Annotated in this window: 11 protein-coding genes; 5 read left to right on the forward strand and 6 right to left on the reverse strand. The window is 72.4% G+C overall.

The genetic code is table 11. The annotated features are described in order from the left end of the window. Window positions 1–23: 23 nt before the first annotated feature. Window positions 24–1,751 carry an MFS transporter gene (locus tag BX283_RS19045; RefSeq protein WP_257584337.1) on the reverse strand — a complete coding sequence of 576 codons (1,728 nt, stop codon included), beginning with the start codon at window positions 1,749–1,751 and terminating at the stop codon, window positions 24–26. Window positions 1,752–2,290: 539 nt separating this feature from the next. After that, window positions 2,291–4,894 carry a D-alanyl-D-alanine carboxypeptidase gene (locus BX283_RS19050; protein WP_101388775.1) on the reverse strand — a complete coding sequence of 868 codons (2,604 nt, stop codon included), beginning with the start codon at window positions 4,892–4,894 and terminating at the stop codon, window positions 2,291–2,293. Window positions 4,895–5,089: 195 nt separating this feature from the next. On the opposite strand from BX283_RS19050, the gene BX283_RS19055 reads away from it, so the two are divergent. The 3 genes from BX283_RS19055 to BX283_RS19065 all read left to right on the forward strand — a co-directional run bounded on the left by BX283_RS19055 (window position 5,090) and on the right by BX283_RS19065 (window position 7,447). Then, window positions 5,090–5,842 (forward strand): GPP34 family phosphoprotein, encoded by a 753-nt coding sequence (locus tag BX283_RS19055; protein WP_101388776.1) that lies wholly within the window; start codon window positions 5,090–5,092, stop codon window positions 5,840–5,842. 323 nt (window positions 5,843–6,165) lie between these two features. After that, on the forward strand, window positions 6,166–7,023 hold the full coding sequence (locus BX283_RS19060) for a helix-turn-helix transcriptional regulator (protein ID WP_101388777.1): 858 nt from the start codon (window positions 6,166–6,168) through the stop codon (window positions 7,021–7,023). Window positions 7,024–7,237: 214 nt separating this feature from the next. Further along, window positions 7,238–7,447 (forward strand): DUF397 domain-containing protein, encoded by a 210-nt coding sequence (locus BX283_RS19065; protein WP_101388778.1) that lies wholly within the window; start codon window positions 7,238–7,240, stop codon window positions 7,445–7,447. A 99-nt stretch (window positions 7,448–7,546) separates the two neighbouring features. Here the strand turns inward: BX283_RS19065 and BX283_RS19070 are convergent, their stop codons facing one another. Next, window positions 7,547–8,395: a hypothetical protein gene (locus tag BX283_RS19070; RefSeq protein WP_101388779.1), complete on the reverse strand. Its 849-nt coding sequence runs from the start codon at window positions 8,393–8,395 to the stop codon at window positions 7,547–7,549. Between the two features lie 81 nt (window positions 8,396–8,476). Between BX283_RS19070 and BX283_RS19075 the strand changes: the two genes are divergently transcribed. Both BX283_RS19075 and BX283_RS19080 read left to right on the forward strand, forming a co-directional pair. Continuing rightward, window positions 8,477–9,259, forward strand: a complete 783-nt coding sequence (locus BX283_RS19075) for an SDR family oxidoreductase (protein WP_101388780.1) — start codon at window positions 8,477–8,479, stop codon at window positions 9,257–9,259. A gap of 407 nt (window positions 9,260–9,666) precedes the next feature. Further along, on the forward strand, window positions 9,667–11,232 hold the full coding sequence (locus BX283_RS19080; RefSeq protein WP_101388781.1) for a sodium:solute symporter family protein: 1,566 nt from the start codon (window positions 9,667–9,669) through the stop codon (window positions 11,230–11,232). 21 nt (window positions 11,233–11,253) lie between these two features. Here BX283_RS19080 and BX283_RS19085 read toward each other — a convergent pair whose 3' ends face one another. From BX283_RS19085 to BX283_RS19095, 3 genes are all read right to left on the reverse strand, one after another. Then, window positions 11,254–12,411, reverse strand: coding sequence for an ADP-ribosylglycohydrolase family protein (locus BX283_RS19085; protein WP_101388782.1), 1,158 nt, complete (start codon window positions 12,409–12,411; stop codon window positions 11,254–11,256). Between the two features lie 377 nt (window positions 12,412–12,788). Then, on the reverse strand, window positions 12,789–16,184 hold the full coding sequence (locus BX283_RS19090; protein WP_143676437.1) for an ATP-binding protein: 3,396 nt from the start codon (window positions 16,182–16,184) through the stop codon (window positions 12,789–12,791). A 37-nt stretch (window positions 16,185–16,221) separates the two neighbouring features. Beyond that, window positions 16,222–18,831: a bifunctional FO biosynthesis protein CofGH gene (locus BX283_RS19095; RefSeq protein WP_101388784.1), complete on the reverse strand. Its 2,610-nt coding sequence runs from the start codon at window positions 18,829–18,831 to the stop codon at window positions 16,222–16,224. Window positions 18,832–18,982: the final 151 nt, after the last annotated feature.

Genomic DNA, 18,982 nt, shown 5'->3' on the forward strand with positions numbered 1-18,982 from the left:
AGGTGCGGGGGCGCAGCCCCGGGCTAGTGGTCGGGGCGGAGTTCCGTCGGGCACGCCGTGCCCCGGCGGAGGCTGTACGGGGCCGCCAGCCGGTACGTGCCCGCCTTCGGCGCGAGCAGCTCCGTCCACTCGTCGCCCGCCGCGTCCTCCGGCGCCTTCCACAGGCACCCGTTGGGGTTGGTGAACGTCTTCGGCGTGCCATGGGCCCGGCTCTTGGACTCCGGCGTCTCCTGCGGCGGCTCCACGCCCTTCCCCTTCTCGTCCACCAGCTTCAGCCAGGGCGAGTAGGGGATGCGGACGAGGACGGTCCCGGGCGCGCTGACCTTCAGCGTCCACTCGCCCTCCCCCGCCTTCTCCACCACCGCGGGCGGATCGGCGAGCGGGGTCGGGTTGTCGACCGCGAACAGCCGCCAGTTGTCGTTGCGCCACACTTCCTTGAGGTACGGCAGACCCTTCTGGATCAGCTTGGCCTCCTGCTCGGCGCCGTTGGAGTCCGGCGGGCCCATGGGCAGCACCACGTAGTGGACGGCCCAGCGGCCCAGCCAGCCCTGGTAGCTGGAGGCGTTCAGCGTGTCGTCGTAGAAGATCGGGTTGCGTTCCATGTCGGCCTGGCGGTTCCAGCCCCGCGCGAGGTTGACGTACGGCGCGACCGCCGAGGCCTCGCGGTGGCTGGACGCGGGCACGACCTCGACCCGCCCGCGCTCCGCGCCGACCTCCTGGAGCTGGTCCACGAGCGGCGCGAGCTCACGCGCCCAGGACGCGGCCGGCAGGGTGCTGACGATGTCGTCGACGGCCTTGAAGCCGATCCAGAAGTTCATCCCCGCGAAGGCGATGACCAGCGCGTACCACTTGCGCGAGCGCGGCACCACGTACGGCAGCGCGGCCAGGAACACCACGCCCGCGAAGAGCATCGCGAGCCGGGTCACATTGGACCCGATCTGCGAGTCGATGATCCAGGTGAGCAGCACGCCCACGCCATACACCGCGGCCCCCGTGCGGACCGTCCGCCACTCCTTCGGCACCGAGAAGAGGGTGATCACCGCGAACAGGAACGGCAGCGACACCGAGGCGAGCGACATCGGCTGGGTGCCCGAGAACGGGAACAGCAGGGCCGAGGCCGCCACGACCGCGGCCGGCGGCAGACCGAGGGCGTACGAGCCCGGGCGGCGCCCGTTCAGGAACAGCGCGGCCGCGATCACCCCGAGGAAGAGGCCCGCGACCGGGCTGCTCGCCGTGGCGAGCCCGGCCAGCGGCGCGGCGACCGCGCCCTTGGCCCACCGGTTCTCGGCCCACTTGCGGGGCCAGCAGAAGACCGCGGCGACCGCGCCGAGCGCGAACATCGTGCCGAGCCCGAAGGTCACCCGGCCGGACATGGCGTTGCACAGGAAGGCGAAGAGGGCCGCGAAGGCACACGGCAGCGGATTGCGGACGGCCCGCACCCGCACCAGGATCAGCGTGATCAGCCCGGCCGACAGGGTCCCGGCGATCATCATCGTCGACCGGACGCCGAGCACCGACATCAGATACGGCGAGACCACGCTGTACGAGACGGGGTGCATCCCGCCGTACCAGGCCAGGTTGTACGCGGAGGCCGGGTGGCGGCCGACGAACTCGGCCCAGGCGTCCTGCGCGGCGAGGTCGCCGCCGCTGTTGGCGAAGAAGAAGAACCACAGGATGTGCACGACGGCGGCGGCGGCCGTGACGGCGTACACAGGGTGCCGGACGGCGAAGGCCCGCAGCCGGCACAGCACGGTCGAGTCGGCGGCCGGGACGGGGTCCTCGGCGGGCACCGAGCCCTCGGCCGGGCCCGGGTCCTCGGCCGAGTGATCGGTCGGGCCCTCAGCGGGGCCCTCGGCCGGACCCGGCTCCTCGGTCCGTACCGGTTCCTTCTCCAGGACCGGGGCCGCGTCGGCCAACCCGGTCAGGTTCTCTTCCCTCACCGGGTCCCTGTTCTCGTCCTGTATTCGTCCACCCGGCTGCCGAGAAGGGCTGCTGCCGTCGGCGCGGGTGGGCGTCGGCTCAGCGGTGGTCACTGCGGCTCTCCCGCCTCACACAGTCTCAGGACGTCTCTCGCCCCATCGCTCATAGGGACGCCGCCCAGCGTCCTCCAGTTGACCGAAGCTAGCACGAGAGCGCGAGCGACCTGCGCCCGAAGCCCGGCGGGCACCGGTGCTCCCGGCTTCCCGATCACGGTCATCTGCTGTCCGCCCCCTTCGTTCCGAAGCCGTCGTCACGCGGGCCCGGCACCCTTCCCGGTGCCGGGCCCGCGCTCGTGCGTACGTCGCGTCCGTTAGCCCAGACGGGTCAGCTTCGACCCGAAGCCGGGCTCGGCGAGCGCCTTCTGGAGGGCGACCGGGGCGGAGACCTGGCCGGGTCCGGAGCCCACGGTCAGCTTGCCGACCACCGTGCCCGCCTTCGCGGAGTGCGGCACCTTGGTGTCACCGGGAGTGAGCGAGATCGTCGTCTGGAGACCGGACCATCCGGCGACGGTCAGGTCCTTGGTGGCGACGACCGGGGTCCGGCCGCCGAGCCCGTCGTCCACGTACCCGACGACGTCACCCTTCTTGATCACGGTCGCCGAGGTGAGCGACTTGCGGGTGGCGATCAGGACGTCCTTGCTGACCTTGTTGACCAGGTCCAGGATCGACGTGCTCTTGTGCTGGCCGAAGACCGCGCCGACGATCGTCTGCTTCGTACCGCCGACGTCCTTCGTGGCGGCGAAGAGCAGGTTGCCGCCGGCCTTGGTGGTCGAGCCGGTCTTGATGCCGATCGCGCCGTTGAACGGCACGAGGGTGTTGTAGTTGCGCCGCTTCACACCCATCGGGTCGATCCAGAACGGCTGCCGGGTGATGTCGACGAGCGCCGGGTCCTTCACCAGCTCGGTGGCCAGCTTCACCTGGTCGACGGCGGTCGACACGGTGGTGGCGTTCAGACCGGACGGGTCGGTGTACGTGGTGTTCGTCATCCCGAGCTGCTTCGCGGTGTCGTTCATCTTCTGGACGAACGCCGCCTCGGAGCCCGCGTCCCAGCGGGCCAGCAGGCGTGCCACGTTGTTCGCGGACGGAATCATGATCGCGCTGAGCGCGTCCTTCTGCGTGAGGGTCTGGCCCGCCTTGATGTTGTCGAGGGTCGACTCGTCCTTACCGGCCTTGTTGTAGCCGCCCTCCTTCTCCGCGAGTTCGTCGACGGGGATGGAGGCGCCCTTCTCGCCGACCTTCATCGGGTGGTCGCGCATGATGATGTACGCGGTCATCGACTTGGTCACGCTGGCGATCGGGGCCGGCTTCTCCTCGCCGAACCGGCCGACCGTGCCGAGGCCCGACACCGTGATGAGGCCCTGGCCCTCACTGGGCCACGGCAGCTGCGGCGCGCTGCCCTCGAAGGTGAACCGCGGCGCCGACGTCATCTTGAGCTCGGCGTCCGGCAGCGGGCGTACGAACTGTACGACCGCAAACACGACCAGCAGCAGAATGACCAGCGGGGTCCAGATCTTGAACCGCCGCACCGCGGTGCGGACCGGGGTCTGCGGCGGGGGCGGGGTGTTGGTGAGCTCCGCGAGCAGGTCGAGCGGCGGCTTCGGCGGCAGCGGCTGCTGCCGGGTCCGCTCGGCGGCGTCGGCGTCCGGCACGGAGATGCGGGGCGAGGCGGGGGGCTTCGGCGCGGCGGCCTTGGCGGCCTCCGCCTTCGGAGCGTCCGTCTTCGGAGCATCCGTCTTCGGAGCCGCCGCCTTGGGCTTCTCGGTCTCGGGGCGTACGTCGTCGGAGCGCAGCGGTACGAACGTGCTGGCCCGCTCGGCCGTCGGCTCGCCCGACTTCGGCAGCCGGATGGCGGTGGTCGGCTGGTCCACCACGGGCGGCTTGACGGCCTTGAAGACGGCGGTGGGCTGGTCGACCGCCTCGGCCTTGCCCGCGCTCTCGGCACTGGGCTTGGCACCCCAGGAGGCGGCCCGGCCTTCGGAGGCGGGCTTGTCGGAGACGGCCTTGTCGGAGGCGGGGGCGGCCTTGGCGGCGGCTTCCGGCTTGGGGCCGGACTCCTTGGCGTCCGCCTTCGGCTCGGGCTTCGCGTCCGCCTTCGGCTCGGGCTTCGCCTCGGGCTTCGCGTCCGCCTTCGGCTCGGGCTCAGGCTTCGCCTCGGGCTTCGCGTCCGGCTCGGCGTCCTGCTCGGCAGCCTTCTCGGCGGCGGGCGCGGCGGCCTGCTCGGCGTCCGGCTCCTCGGGAGCCTTCCCGGCGGCCTCGGCGGCCTCGGCGGGCTCGGCGGCCTCGGCGGGCTCGTCGGCCGTTTCGGCGGTCTCGGGCGCCGGAGCGGCCTTGTCGCCCGACTCCTGGGCCGCGGGCTCGTCCTCGGTGTCGTCCGCCTCGGGCGCCGCCTTCGGCGCGGGCACGGTCTCCCGTACGGGCGTGGCGTCGGCGGCGGGCTCCTCGTCGGTGCCCTCCGCGTCGGCGTCCGGCTTCCCGGCCGCGGAGCCGTTCGCGGACGTCTTCGCGGCACCGGCACCGGCACCGGCACCGGACCCGGCGTCCTCGGCCGCGTCCGCCTCCGCGTCGCCGTCCGTGGCCACCCAGGCCGCCACGGCCGCCCGCAGACGGGTGTCACGGGCCTCGTGGTCCTCCTGGCGCGGGGCACGGAAGACGGCGGTCGCCTGGTCCACGGGGGCGTCGGCGGACCGGTCGGCGCCGGAGCCGTTCACGGCGCCCTTCGCCGTATCGGCCGCGGAGCCGTTCGCGGACGTCTTCGCGGAGCCGTTGCGCTCCGTACCGGAGACGGCACCGGAACCGGACGCGGCCCGGGGGCCGTCATCCGGTCCGAACACCGCCACACGGGGGTCGCGTTCGCTCGGAGTCGTCTCCCCCGACGACTGCTGCTGCTCCGACCTGTCGGGGGACTCGCCCGCCACCGATGCCTCCTCCCGGCGCCCCGGGGCGCCGTCCGAACCTGTCCGAACCATCTACCAGTGTCCTGTGTGCGGGGTTGACCCCCGTGCTAGACGAGAACGACATACCTGTCGGTTCCCGTACTTACCGCCCAGGCGCTCTCGACAGATGAATGTGAGAGGGGTCACCCTGTCATTCATCCACGCGGGGAGGCATGGATGGGCAGGAGCCGCAGAACAATTCCGGAGGAGCTTCTGCTGCTCGCTCTGGACCCGGCCACGGGTACCACAGCGCAGCCGCAGTCGCTCGACCTCGGCCTCGCCGGAGCCCAGCTAGTGGAGCTGGCTCTGGCAGGACGGATAGCCCCAGACGGGGATCGTATCGCCGTGGTGATGGCACGGCCGACAGGAGATCCGACACTGGACTCCGCACTGGAACTGCTGCGCAGGCGCGGCAGCCCGGTCCGGGCCGTCCACTGGATCGGCGGGCCCCGACTGGGGCTGCGCCAGATTTACCTCGCGCACCTGGAGCGGTGCGGCATGGTGCATGCCGTCTCGGGCCAGATGTGCGGAGTGCTGCCGACGACTCGCTACCAGGCGACGGACACGGCGATCAGCCGGGACATCAGGGCCCGGCTGGACAGTGCGATCCGCACCGGCGTACCGCCGGACCCGCGGACCGCGGCGCTCGCCGCACTGGCCCACGCGGTCGGACTCGGCAAGCACCTGTACCCGGGCAACGAGGGGCGTTCATCCCGCTCCCGCCTCCGGGACCTGATCAGGCACGACCCGATGGGCGGACTGGTGGCGCACGCCGTCATGGACGTCCAGAACGGAGTGGGCGCACAGCCGCGCCGCACCGCCAACGGCACCGGCAATGGCGCCCCGGCGGGCACGCGCGCGACGGCGACCGCGCCGGGCGTGCCGATGCAGCCGCACCGCGGCAGCATGGCCCGAGCAGTGGCCCACTAGCGGCCGCTCCGGCACCGGCACACGCACCACCTCACGCACCACGCACCGCCCGCACCACCGAGCACCACGGCACCACCCCGCACCACCCGCCGCACCGACGTCCCCCTCACGACCCGGTTCGGGAGCCGCATCACGGGCGCGCGGGGCCGGCCACCGCCGGTCCCGCGCGCTTCGCGTCCGCCGAGGCCCGGCGCTCGTACCCGCGGTAGCCGGTACCCCACCGTGTGTGGCCATTTCCCAGCGCGGCCAGGAACATTGGTGGCAGTCTGCTGAGCACAAGAGCAGAGAACAACAGAAGTGCCGCAGCCGGAGGTGCAGTTCCCGTGGCGTCCAACGTCAATCCCACCGTCAGGCGACGCCGACTGGGCCAGGAGCTCCGTCGACTCCGCGAGCTGAAGGGCATGACGGCCGAGGAGGTCGCCGAGCGCCTGCTGGTCTCCCAGTCGAAGATCAGCCGCCTGGAGAACGGCCGCCGCTCCATCAGCCAGCGCGATGTGCGCGACCTGTGCGGGGTGTACGAGGTCGAGGACCACCGGATCGTCGACTCGCTGATGCAAATGGCCAAGGACTCCCGGCAGCAGGGCTGGTGGCACGCCTTCGGCGACATCCCGTACAGCGTCTACATCGGTCTGGAGACCGACGCGGCGAGCCTGCGCGTCTACGAGTCGCTGATCGTGCCCGGACTGCTCCAGACGCGCGAGTACGCGCAGGCGGTGATCGAGGGCATGTGGCCCGAGGCCGCCTCCAGCGACATCGACAAACGGATCCAGATCCGGCTCAAACGCCAGGACCGGCTCACCGACCCGACCAACCCGCTGCGCTTCTGGGCGGTGATCGACGAGGCGCTGCTGCGCCGCGTGGTCGGCAACGAGCAGATCATGCGCGACCAGCTGCTGCATCTGGCCCAGCTGAGCGAGCAGCCGCATGTGACGCTCCAGGTGCTGCCGTACGACGCGGGTGCGCATCCGGGGATGTACGGCAAGTTCGCCATCCTGGAGTTCCACGACGCCATGGACGCGAGCGTGGTCTATCTGGAGGGCGTCACCAGCGACCTCTATCTGGAGAAGGCCAACGACGTGCAGAGCTACACCGTGATGTACGAGCATCTGAGGGCCAAGGCGCTCAGCGCCGAGCAGTCGCGGGAGTTCATCCACCGTGTGGTCGACGGGTACTCGTCGTGAGCGAGTGACGCGAGAGGCGCCGGGGGCCGCCATGGGGGCGCGCACCCTACACCTCGGCGGCCTCAACTGAGAAGAACCCGATGGAATATGCCATCCGGATGGGTGAAGGGCCCCTGTCATCGGTGATGTTGCGGCGTAGCGTCACACGCAGAGCCGCTGGGCTTCAGCGGCCGGGCACATCACCCGGGCAACCGGACCAACCATCGGAGTCATTATGCGCGTTCAGCAGCATGCACTGACGGAGTGGACCAAGTCCTCATACTCCGCCGTGAACGGCGACTGTGTGGAAGTCAAGGCGGCAGATCACTCGACCGTGTCGGTCCGCGACTCCAAGAACCCGCTCAACGGGATGATCGACTTCGCCCCCACGACGTGGTCGGCCTTCATCCAGGACGTCAACCGCACCGCACCGCGTGGAGTCTGACCTTCACCGGCACCGCTCCACCGCGAAGTGAGCAAGGCCCTCTCGACTGGTCCGCCGTCCTAGCCGAGGGGGCTGGTTGCTGTCCGGATGCCGTCCGTCTCACTCCGTGCGGCGCAGCAGGTCCACATAGCGATCCGTGCCCGGCACCGTCGGAATGAACGGCGCCACCAACTCAACGCGCCCCAGACCGGATTCGGCCACCGCCGCCTCCAGCCCCGTGAAGTGCTCCTCCCACACCTCGGCCGGGTCCCGCTCCAGGAACCACAGCAGCGTCAGCCGGGTGTCGACCCCCTCGACCTGCTTCACGTACGTCATCCGGTCGCCGGGCAGCGGGGTCGGCCGGAAGACCGTCACCAGCGCGGCCGGTCCGCCCGCGAGCCGGCGCGGCAGATGCCGCGACCGCAGCCACTCCAGCAACTCGCCCCGCCGCTCCGCGTCTTCGGCGTCGATCACCTGGAGCACCAGGCCCGCGTACGGGTGGTCGAGCGCGTGGTGGTCGCGCGGACCCGCCGCCCCGTCGCGGTAGACGGTCGCCTCGTGGTCCTGGAAGGCGGTGAAGACGTGCGTACGGTCCTGGTAGACGCGGCCGTCGCGGTTGAGCCGCTTGTTGATGCCGACGGTCCACTTCATGTGGTCGTCGTAGCGGCCCTCGGTGATCCAGTACGTGGAGAGGTAGCACCCGGCGGTCACCGGCTGGGCGATCGCGGACTTCTCCGGGTAGCGCAGCTCCTGGAGCTCGCGGGTGGCCACCCAGCGCCGCCCCGCGAACATCCAGGGCATCGCCATCGCCCCGGCGTAGTAGTGGTCGTCCTCGTACCAGCGGTTGTAGGCGTACTCATGGCCCGGGTGCGGCTCCACCATGGTGATCAGGGCATGGCCGGGGTGCACCCCGTACGGCCCGACCGCCGCCAGCTCCGCGTACGTCCCGCTCCTCGTCTCCTCACCCACGACACTCCCCTTCCCTCCTGCCGCCGACCGCCCTACTCTGACGCCCCGTCAGAAGAACTGCCAGAGCCGGGAGGCGCCCAGATGTTGCTGAACGGGAAGACGGTCGTCGTGTCCGGCGTCGGCGCCGGGCTCGGGCACCAGGTGGCCGCGGCCGTCGTGCGGGACGGGGGCAACGCGGTGCTCGGGGCGCGCACCGAGGAGAACCTCGCCAAGGCGGCCCACGAGATCGACCCGGAGGGCGCGCACACCGCGTACCGGCCGGCCGACATCACCTCCGAGGCCTCCTGCGAGGCACTCGCCGCGCTCGCGAGGGAACGGTTCGGGCGGATCGACGCGGTGGTCCATGTGGCGGCCTGGGACAGCTACTTCGGCGGGGTCGAGGACGCGGACCTCGCCACCTGGCAGGGCGTGCTCGACGTCAACCTGCTCGGCACGCTGCGGATGACCCGGGCCTGCCTGCCCGCCCTCAAGGAGCGCGGCGGTTCGGTGGTGGTCATCGGCACGCAGTCGGCGGTGGCCGCCCCGTCCCAGGTGAGCCAGGCCGCGTACGCGGCGTCGAAGGGGGCGCTGACCTCGGCGATGTACTCCATGGCCCGGGAGTTCGGCCCGTACCGGATCCGGGTGAACACGGTCCTGCCGGGCTGGATGTGGGGCCCGCCGGTACAGGCGTACGTCCGGTTCACCGCGCACACCGAGAAGGTCCCCGAGTCCGAGGTGCTCGGGCGGCTGACCGAGCGGATGGCGCTGCCGGAGCTGGCGACGGACGCGGACGTGGCGGAGGCGGTGGCGTTCCTGGCCTCCGACCGGGCGAAGGCGATCACGGGGCAGTCGCTGCTGGTGAACGCGGGGGAGATCATGCGCTAGGCGCCTGCCGACCTGCTCTCTCGGCCGCACGGGACCCGCATCCCGTGCGGCCGTTCACGTATGTACGCGTCCGATGTGCGTGTCCGATGTGCGTGTCCGATGTGCGTGTCCGATGTGCGTGTCCGATGTGCGCGTCCGATGTACGCGTCTGACGAAGTGCTCGTTCATGGTGTGGCCCAGGTCTCGGGCGCGACAATGGCCCGTTCCGTAAAGCAGAAGCAAAATCGTTCCACTTTATGATCTGTGTTCATATCCATGACCACCGAAAGCCTTGACCAGCCCTCCGAACAGGCGGTTCAATCCCCGGAAGTCCCCGCTCCCGCACGGGGCCCGCTGAGCCGGACGCACTGACGAAGAGCACCGGCAGACACCTCGATGTTCACAAGGCGGACCCCTCGGAGGGGACAATGAACAGTCTCGACTGGGCCGTGCTCATCAGCTACTTCGGCGTGATGGTCGCGATCGGCGTCTGGTCCCACAAGCGGGTCGACGACGTCGCCGACTTCTTCACGGCCGGCGGCAAGATGCCGTGGTGGCTCTCGGGCATCTCGCACCACATGTCCGGGTACAGCGCGGTGATGTTCACGGGGTACGCGGGGATCGCCTACCGCTACGGCGTGACGTCCTTCGTCACCTGGTCCTTCCCCATCGCGGTCGGCATCGGCATCGGCGCCAAGCTCTTCGCACCCCGGCTCAACCGGCTGCGCTCGCGACTGCACGTCGCCTCGCCGCTCGAATACCTCAAGAACCGCTACAACGTTCCGACGCAGCTGGCGCTCGCGCTCTCGGGCATGCTGCTCAAGATCGTGGACGTGGGCGCCAAGTGGGCCGCCATCGCCACCCTGCTCTCGGTCTTCACCGGGGTCACGATCACCCAGGGCATCTTCGTCACGGGCTGCATCACCGCCGTGTACTGCACGGTCGGCGGGCTGTGGGCGGACGCGCTGACCGAGCTCGGCCAGTTCGTCATCCAGCTCTGCGCCGGCGTCGCCATGCTGATCGCGACCCTGAGCGAGCTCGGCGGGTTCAGCGCGCTGTGGACCGTGTGGGACAAGCTGCCCAGCGGCCACGCCCACCCCACCGCCGGGCCCTACACGGTCACGTTCCTGCTCGCGTTCCTCTTCATCAAGACCTTCGAGTACAACGGCGGCATGTGGAACCAGGCCCAGCGGTACATGGCCACCGACTCGGCCCGCTCCGCGACCCGTTCGGCCCGGCTCTCCGCCCTGCTGTGGCTGATCTGGCCGCTGGTCCTGTTCTTCCCGATGTGGTGCGCGCCGCTCCTGGTGCACGCCAAGAAGCCGGACGCCTCCGACTCGTACGCCCTGATGACCGAGAGCCTGCTGCCGCACGGGCTGCTCGGCCTGGTCATCGTCGGCTTCTTCTCCCACACGATGGCGATGTGCTCCTCGGACGCCAACGCCATCTCGGCCGTCTTCACCCGGGACGTCGCACCGGCGCTCTCCCGGCGGGCGCGCGGCTGGGACTCGCGGGCGGGCCTGCTGGCGGCGCGCCTGTCGACCCTGGTGTTCCTGGGCCTGTCGATGTCGATCGCGACCCAGGTCAACTCGCCCGCGTTCAAGGACATCATCACCGTGGTGATCAAGTGGGTGGCCGGGCTGATGGGCCCGATCGCCATCCCGTTCATGCTGGGCCTGCTGCGTACGTTCCGCAGGTCCGGCCCGACGGCGGCGCTCACCAGCTGGGCCGCGGGCCTGCTGACCTTCTTCTTCGTCAACTACAACCTGGACGGCTCGGACCGTACGGGGGTGGCGCTCCAGTACCAGGTGTCGGTGCCGCTGGCGGTCTCGCTGGTGCTCTACATCGTGATCGGTCTGGTCAGGCCGGAGGACACCCCGGAGCGGGACGCGCTGCTGGCGCGGATCGGCTCCGACGACGACGGCCCCGGTTCGGCTCCGAAGGCGGCGGCGATCCCGGCGCAGGAGGGCGAGCCGAAGGCGCTGGAGCTCTGACCCGTACGGTCGCCCGTACGGTCATGCCCTGGGGTAACGGGCCAGCCAGCCCGGGCTGTTGACGGCCGGGCCGTGCAGGGCCGGGCCCTGGGTCATCTCCATGGCGAAGTCGTCGGCGAGTTCCAGGACCGTGGAGCGGCCCTCCAGTTCGGCGAGCCAGCCGGGCGGCAGGGCCGTTTCGCCGTGCAGGGCGCCCAGGAGCGTGCCGCAGAGGGTGCCGGTGGCGCCGGAGGGCCCGTCGTGGTTGACGGCGAGCAGCAGGCCGTGGCGGATGTCCTCGCCGACCAGGGCGCAGTACACGGCGATGGCGAGCGCCTCCTGGGCGAGGTGGCCCTCGCCGAGGGAGGCGACCAGGCCGGGGCTCGGCATGCCCTGGCGTACGGCGCCGAGGGCGTGCTGGAGGGCGTCCGTGACGGGCTGGTGGCCGGGGCGCTGGGCGAGCAGGGCGAGGGTGCGCTGGACGGCCGCGTCCAGGGACTCGCCGCGGGCCAGGCCGTGCACGATCACGGCGTGGGCGCCGGCCGAGAGGTACGCGGCGGGGTCGCCGTGCGTATGGGCCGCGCACTCCACGGCGAGCTGGAACACGAGCTGCGGCTCCCAGCCGACGAGCAGGCCGAAGGGGCCGGAGCGGGTGACGGCGGCGGGGTCGCGGGCGTCGGGGTTCTTGGGGCGGTCGAGGGTGCCCATGACGTCGTCCGCGAGCCCGATCAGGCAGGGGCGGGCGGGGTCGCGTCTGCTGTACAGCCACTCCTCCCTGGCGAGCCACCCGTTGTCCTTGCGCCGCTCGTCCGGCCCCCAGTCGCGCTGGGTGGCGGCCCAGCGGAGGTACGCGCGGTGGACGTCGGTCGGGGGGTGCCAGGCGCCGGTGTCGCGGCGGACCTGGGCGCGGATGAGGCCGTCGACGGTGAAGAGGGTGAGTTGGGTGGCGGCGGTGATGCGGGCGGGTGCGGGTGCGGGTGCGGTGGGGGTGGGTGCGGCTGCCTCGATTGCGGTCGGGCCGGTGATGCCCTCCGGGCCGTATCTCGTGCGGATCGCGTCGAGGGCGAGGGGGGTGGCGGGGGCGCCGAGCGCGTCGCCGATCGCACCGCCGAGGAGGCTGCCGCGGACTCGGCTGCGGAAGTCCTGCTGCTCGGTGCGGCCCCATATGGACGTGGTGGGTCCGGTGGCTGCTGCGCTCATGGCGCAGCACTGTAATTGATTGGGTGCGGGTGAATAAGAGCGCGAGGGGGGTGGGGAGGGACGCCGTTTGAACGCTTTTGGTCGTTTCCCCCCACCCCGCCCCTTCCCTGAACCCTCCGGGGGTGGGTGGGGGGTGAGGATGGATTTCCCCGGGGGCTGCGCCCCCGGCCCCCGTTCGCGGGGCCTGCGGCCCCTGCGCCCCGGCTCGCGTCCGTCTGCGGACCGTGGGTGGCTGGTCGCGCAGTTCCCCGCGCCCCTAAAAAGCGTCCCTTCGGGCCGCCCAGGGGATTGCCGCGCAGCGGCATCCAAGGGGCGCGGGGAACTGCGCGACCAGTTGGGGACGGCCCGCAGACGAACGGAGGCCCCGGGGGACCGGCTCAGCCCACCCCCGGCGGGTTCCGCGGGATGGTGCTCTCCAGGCTCGTCCATGCCCGCTCCCGGCGGCGCGACAGCTCCTCGCCGTTCAATCCCCCGCACAGCCCCAGCTCCTCCAACCCCTCCGCCTCCTCCCACGTGACGGACGGGAGCAGTTCGTCCGCCCGTGCCCAGTCCCCCCGCGCACAGCACGCCACCAGGCCGTCGCCCCGCCAGGCGTGGGGCGGGGAGCCGCGGCGGGTCGCCGCCATCGCGCGGTGGAAGTCGCCCGACACCCCGCGCAGCGACGCCGCCACGTCCGCCGCCGGGCCGAAGTTCCCCCGGGCCCGGTGGGACGCCGCCAGGGCCTCGCCCGACACCCGGCCGTCCAGCAGCGCCAAGCAGTGGTCCAGGAACGGGAGGGCGTCCCCGCCGGAAGCGAGGCAGATCCTCGCCCGGCGGCCGTACGCCCAGCCGATCTCCCGGTCCAGCTCCAGCGCGCGGTCCAGGGCGTCCAGCGCCTCCCGCGGGCGCGACAGGGACAGCAGCGTCGCCGCCAGGGCCGCGTGCAGCGCGCCCTGGCCGGGGTCGAGCGCGACCGCCCGCGTCAGGCACGCGTACGCCTCCTCGTGCCGCCCCAGCGCCCGCAGCACATATCCCCGGCCCGCCACCGGCAGCGCGTCCCGGGGGTCGTCCTCGGCCGCCGCCGCGTAGTCCGCGAGGGCCTCCTCGTACCGCCCGGCCCGCCGGTACGCCTCCCCCCGCATCGCCCGTACACCCCCGTCGTCCGGGCCGGACAGGGCCACCGCCCGGTCCAGGTCGGCGGCCTCCGCCTCGGTCTCGCCCAGGTCCGCCAGCAGGAACGCCCGTTCCACCAGGGGCGACGGGAGGGAGGCGTCCAGGCCCACCGCGCGGTCGAGGTCCGCCCGCGCCCCCTCCACCTGCCACAGCCGCCTCCGCACCCGGCCCCGCCAGGTGAGCGCGTACACATCGTCCGGAGCCGTCTCCAGTGCCCGGTCCAGGTCCTCCAGGGCCCCTTCGGGGTCGTCCAGTTCCGAGCGCAGCCGGGCCCGCATGATCAGGGCCCAGGTGTACGCGGGCTCCACGTCCAGCGCCCTGCCGTAGTCCGCGAGGGCCTCCTCGTGGCGGCCCAGCGCCTCCAGGGACAGGGCGCGGCTGCCCAGCGCCCAGGCGTAACCGGCGTCGAGGGCGAAGGCGCGGCCGTACTCCGCCACCGCCTCCTCGTGGCGGCCCGCCGCGCGCAGCACGTCGCCGCGCTCGCCGATCACCCACGCCGGGTCGGCCGACAGCCGCTCCGCGCGCTCCAGGTCGGCCAGCGCGCCCGCCGTGTCCGCGAGGCCGCGCCGCACCTGGGCGCGGCGCACCAGCGCCCACTCGTAGTCCTGGTTGAGCTCCAGGGCCCGGTCCAGGTCCGCCAGGGCGCCCTCCAGCAGGCCCAGCTGGTGGCGGGTCCGGCCGCGGCTGGCGGGGGCCCAGGCGTCGCCCGGGTCGAGGAGGACCGCGCGGTCCAGATCCGCCAAGGCCTCCTCGAAGCGGCCGAGCCGGCGGTACATGTCGCCCCGGTAGCCGAGGTAGAACGCGTCGTCCGGGGCCAGTTCGCAGGCCCGGTCGACGTCGGCGAGCGCCGCCACGGGGTCGTCGAGCGCGTTGCGCACCACGCTCCGGCTGTAATGCGCCCACGCCCGCCCCGGGGCGAGCACGATCGCCTGGTCCAGCTCGGCCAGCGCCTGTGCGTGGTTGCCCTCGTGGCGCAGCTCCCGGGCCCGTACGACATGGGCGCCCGCGCGGCCCTCGGCGCTCAGCCCGCCCCGGGACAGCAGCAGGGCCAGCACCCTTTCCACGCCCGCCTGTTCGTCGGCTAGCGCGGCCAGGGCGTCCGCACCCCAGCGGCGCAGCGGCTCGTCGTCGGCGTCCTGGCCCGCCTCGGCCAGGGTCGTGGCCCAGCGGCGGGCGACGGCGGGCCCGGCGTCGCAGGCGTCGACGCCGTCGCGCAGCATCTGGGCGAGTGCGGCCCCGGGCCGGGCGCACAGCAGGTGGTAGGACTCCTCCAGGCGCAGTTCGCGCCACCGCTCGCCGCTCCACAGGCGGCGCGCCGGGACCGCCTCCGCGGCGGCCTCGCGGCGCGCCCCGATCGCCTCGGCGAGCCGCTGGTGGCAGGCGGTCCAGCGCTGCGGCGAGCCGGTGCGCTGGACGCCGAGCATGGCCGTGCGCACCACCGCGTGGTACTGAGCACGGCCGCCGTGGTCGCTGACGAACGGCAGCGACCACAGCCAGCCGTACAGGCCCGCCGCGTCCTCGTCGACGGCCGCCCGGAACACGTCCTCGTCGATGTGCCGGGGCAGCGCGCAGGCGAGGGCGGCCGCCCGCCGCACGGGGTCGCCCTCCCACTTCAGGAAGCGGTCGACGGCGGTGGCGCCGGGGGCGCGCGCGTCGCCGGGGTTCTCCGCGAGCGTGGAGACCAGGACGGGCAGCCGGCCGGAGAGCCGCAGCACGTCGCGGACGACCTCCTCGTCCACCACGCCCTTGGCGGCGAGCAGTTGGCGTGCCTCGGTCTCGGTGAACAGGTCCAGGGGCAGCTCTGTCACCAGGTCCGCGTAGTCCGCCCAGCACCCGGGGTCCAGTCGGCGCTGGCCCGCGAGGACCACGACGACCTGGGCGGGCAGCGCCCCGTACCGCTCGGTGGTGAGCAGGTCGCGCAGCCAGGTGTCGAGGAACGGCGAGGTGCGCTCGTACGTGTCGAAGAAGAGCACGGTCCACGGCACCTCGTCGGCGATCCGCACCAGCTCCGCGACCAGGACCGGGGTGAGGACCTTCACCGGGTCCAGGACCAGCTGGACGTCCTCCTGTTTGCCGAACCGGGCGCTCAGGGCCGCCCGCATCCGCTCGGCGCCCAGGGCCAGTTGCTGGGCGTCCATGCCGCCCGCGAGCACGCCCACGCCGGGCACCAGGCCGAGGCCGACCAGGGACGCCTGGGCGAGCGCGGTGGAGCCGGGCGAGGGGGCGGGCGCCGCCGGGTCGGCGGGCGCGGTGGTGGACTCCGCCTCGTACCGCCGCTGGCGGTAGGTGGCGAGGAGGCGTTCCAGGGCCTTGAGCGGGTGGCCCTGGCGGGCGAAGTGCGTGCAGAGCGCGGCGAGCGTCTCGGGGACGCTGTTGACGGCCTCGTCCGCGTAGGCCGTCAGCGCGCCGCGCTCGCGCGCGGTGTGTTCCAGCTCGCGCACGAGCGACGTCTTGCCGACCCCGGCGGCGCCGTGGACGTGGAAGACGAACCGGTGCCCCTCGTCGTCGACCGGGGTGTCGAAGTTCTCCCGGAACAGGGCGAGTTCGCCGCGTCTGCCGACGAAACCCGCCCGTCTGCGCCGCCGGATGAGTTCCTGCATCGACGGTTTGCCCGCTGCCATGGGATCAGTATGCGATCCCCCGGCACACCTGGACCCCTCAGTCCCCCAACACCGGCAGCAGCTCGGGCAGATGGCCGTCCGAAGCGTGGGCCGCGTCCTGCCGCTCCTGGGGCACCTCGCCGTACAGCGTGGTGCGCGGCCTGGCCGGGCGGCCCGCCGCCTCGGCGATGGCGACCAGGTCCTTGATGGAGCGGTACGAGCCGTAACTCGACCCCGCCATCCGGGAGATGGTCTCCTCCATGAGCGTGCCGCCCAGGTCGTTGGCGCCCGAGCGCAGCATCTCGGCGGCGCCCTCGGTGCCCAGCTTCACCCAGCTGGTCTGGATGTTGGTGATGTGCGGGTGCAGCAGGAGGCGGGCCATCGCCATCACCGCGCGGTTGTCGCGGGTGGTGGGGCCGGGGCGGGCGATCCCGGCGAGGTAGACCGGCGCGTTGGTGTGGATGAACGGCAGCGTCACGAACTCGGTGAAACCTTGCCGCCCGGAATCCAGTGCGGCCTGCTGGATGCGGGAGAGCGTACGGAAGTGGCCGAGCCAGTGTCGGGGCTGGTCCACGTGCCCGTACATCATGGTGGAGGAGGAGCGGATGCCCAGTTCGTGCGCGGTCCTGATGACCTCGATCCAGGTGGCGGTGGGCAGTTTGCCCTTGGTGAGGACCCAGCGGACCTCGTCGTCGAGGATCTCGGCGGCGGTGCCGGGGATCGAGTCGAGGCCCGCCTCCTTGGCGGCGGTGAGCCACTCCCGTATCGAAAGGCCGGTGCGGGTGGCGCCGTTGACGACCTCCATCGGCGAGAAGGCGTGCACATGCATGCCCGGCACGCGCTCCTTCACGGCCCGCGCGATGTCGAAGTAGGCGGTGCCCGGCAGGTCCGGGTGGATACCGCCCTGCATACAGACCTCGACCGCGCCCACGTCCCAGGCCTGTTCGGCGCGGTCGGCCACCTGGGAGAGGGAGAGGGTGTACGCGTCGGCGTCGGTGCGGCGCTGGGCGAAGGCGCAGAAGCGGCAGCCGGTGTAGCAGACGTTGGTGAAGTTGATGTTCCGCGTGACGATGTACGTGACGTCGTCCCCCACCACGTCCCGGCGCAGCTCGTCGGCGATGCGGCAGAGCGCGTCCAGGGCCGGGCCGTCGGCGTGCAGCAGCGCCAGCGCCTCGTCGTCGGTGAGCTTCGTCGGGTCGTCGGCGGCCGTCGCCAGCGCCGCCCGTACGTCGGTGTCGATGCGGGAGGGCACCATGCCGGGGGCGGCCGCCTCGCGCAGCGCCTCCCAGTCGCCGTACACCTCGTCGAAGTCGTCGCGGCGGTCGGAGGTCCGGCCGTCGGTGTCGATGGTGCGGTGCAGATCGGTGCGGCCGGTGGAGGTGAAGGCCTCCTCGGGCTCCTGCCACGGGTGGCCCTCGACCACCGCGTCCGGCCGGGCGAGACCCGTCTCCGGGTCCGCGAGCGCGCGTACGTGCGGCAGCAGCCGGGGGTCCAGCCAGGGCTCGCCGCGCTGGACGAACTCGGGGTAGACGCAGAGGCGTTCGCGCAGCTCGAACCCGGCGGCGGCCGACTCCGAGGTGAGCTGCTCGATCTGCGGCCAGGGCCGCTCGGGGTTCACATGGTCGATGGTGAGCGGCGAGACCCCGCCCCAGTCGTCGATGCCCGCGCCGATCAGCCGTGCGTACTCGCTGTCCACCAGGTTCGGCGGCGCCTGGAGGCAGGCGGAGGGGCCCATGATGTGCCGGGCGACGGCGACCGTGGCGACCAGCTCGTCCAGCTCCGCGTCCGGCATGCCGCGCATCGCGGTGTCCGGCTTGGCGCGGAAGTTCTGGATGATGAGTTCCTGGATGCCGTGGTACGAGCGGGCCACGCGGCGCAGCGCGAACAGCGACTCGGCCCGCTCCTCGTACGTCTCGCCGATCCCGATGAGCAGCCCGCTGGTGAACGGCACGGACGAGCGCCCCGCGTCCTCCAGCACCCGCAGCCGCACGGCCGGTTCCTTGTCGGGCGAGCCGTGGTGCGGGCCGCCGGGCTCGGACCACAGACGGGTGGCGGTGGTCTCCAGCATCATCCCCATGGAGGGGGCCACGGGCTTGAGCCGCTGGAAGTCGGTCCACGACATGACACCCGGGTTGAGGTGCGGCAGCAGACCCGTCTCCTCCAGGATCCGGATGGAGATGGCCCGTACGTACGCGATCGTGTCGTCGTAGCCGCGCGCGTCCAGCCACTCGCGGGCCTCGGGCCAGCGGTCCTCCGGCTTGTCGCCGAGGGTGATCAGGGCTTCCTTGCAGCCGAGTTCGGCGCCCCGGCGGGCGATGTCGAGGACCTCGTCGGGCGACATGAACATCCCGTGCCCGGCCCGGCGCAGCTTGCCGGGGACGGTGACGAAGGTGCAGTAGTGGCACTTGTCCCGGCACAGCCGGGTGAGCGGGATGAAGACGCTCTTCGAGTACGTGATGACCCCCGGGCGGCCCGCCGCCGCCAGACCCGCGTCGCGCACCCGGGCCGCCGAGGCGGCCAGGTCCACCAGGTCCTCGCCGCGCGCCCGGAGCAGCACGGCCGCCTCGGTGGTGTCGAGCGCGACGCCGTCCCGGGCGCGTTTCAGCGCGCGCCGCATCGCGTTGGCGGTCGGTGCGTCTGCCTGCGGTCGCTGCGCGCTGGAAGTCATCCCCCGAGCATACGAGCGGCTCCCCCGCGACGGCGTGCCGCCCGGGATCTTCGCGTACGCACACTTTTCCGGCCAATCTCCTCCGGCAGCGGGGAACCCGCCGTGTGTCCGCGCCGATACTGAGAGCCGCTCCGGGCCCGGGTGCGACCGC

The organism is Streptomyces sp. TLI_146 (assembly GCF_002846415.1).
Lineage (GTDB): Bacteria > Actinomycetota > Actinomycetes > Streptomycetales > Streptomycetaceae > Streptomyces.

Excerpts from the sequence above, each read along its gene's own strand:
- BX283_RS19055 (WP_101388776.1), top strand. The coding sequence starts at position 5,090 with ATGGGCAGGAGCCGCAGAACAATTCCGGAGGAGCTTCTGCTGCTCGCT.
- BX283_RS19065 (WP_101388778.1), top strand. The coding sequence starts at position 7,238 with ATGCGCGTTCAGCAGCATGCACTGACGGAGTGGACCAAGTCCTCATAC.
- BX283_RS19075 (WP_101388780.1), top strand. The coding sequence starts at position 8,477 with ATGTTGCTGAACGGGAAGACGGTCGTCGTGTCCGGCGTCGGCGCCGGG.
- BX283_RS19080 (WP_101388781.1), top strand. The coding sequence starts at position 9,667 with ATGAACAGTCTCGACTGGGCCGTGCTCATCAGCTACTTCGGCGTGATG.
- BX283_RS19085 (WP_101388782.1), bottom strand. The coding sequence starts at position 12,411 with ATGAGCGCAGCAGCCACCGGACCCACCACGTCCATATGGGGCCGCACC.
- BX283_RS19090 (WP_143676437.1), bottom strand. The coding sequence starts at position 16,184 with ATGGCAGCGGGCAAACCGTCGATGCAGGAACTCATCCGGCGGCGCAGA.
- BX283_RS19095 (WP_101388784.1), bottom strand. The coding sequence starts at position 18,831 with ATGACTTCCAGCGCGCAGCGACCGCAGGCAGACGCACCGACCGCCAAC.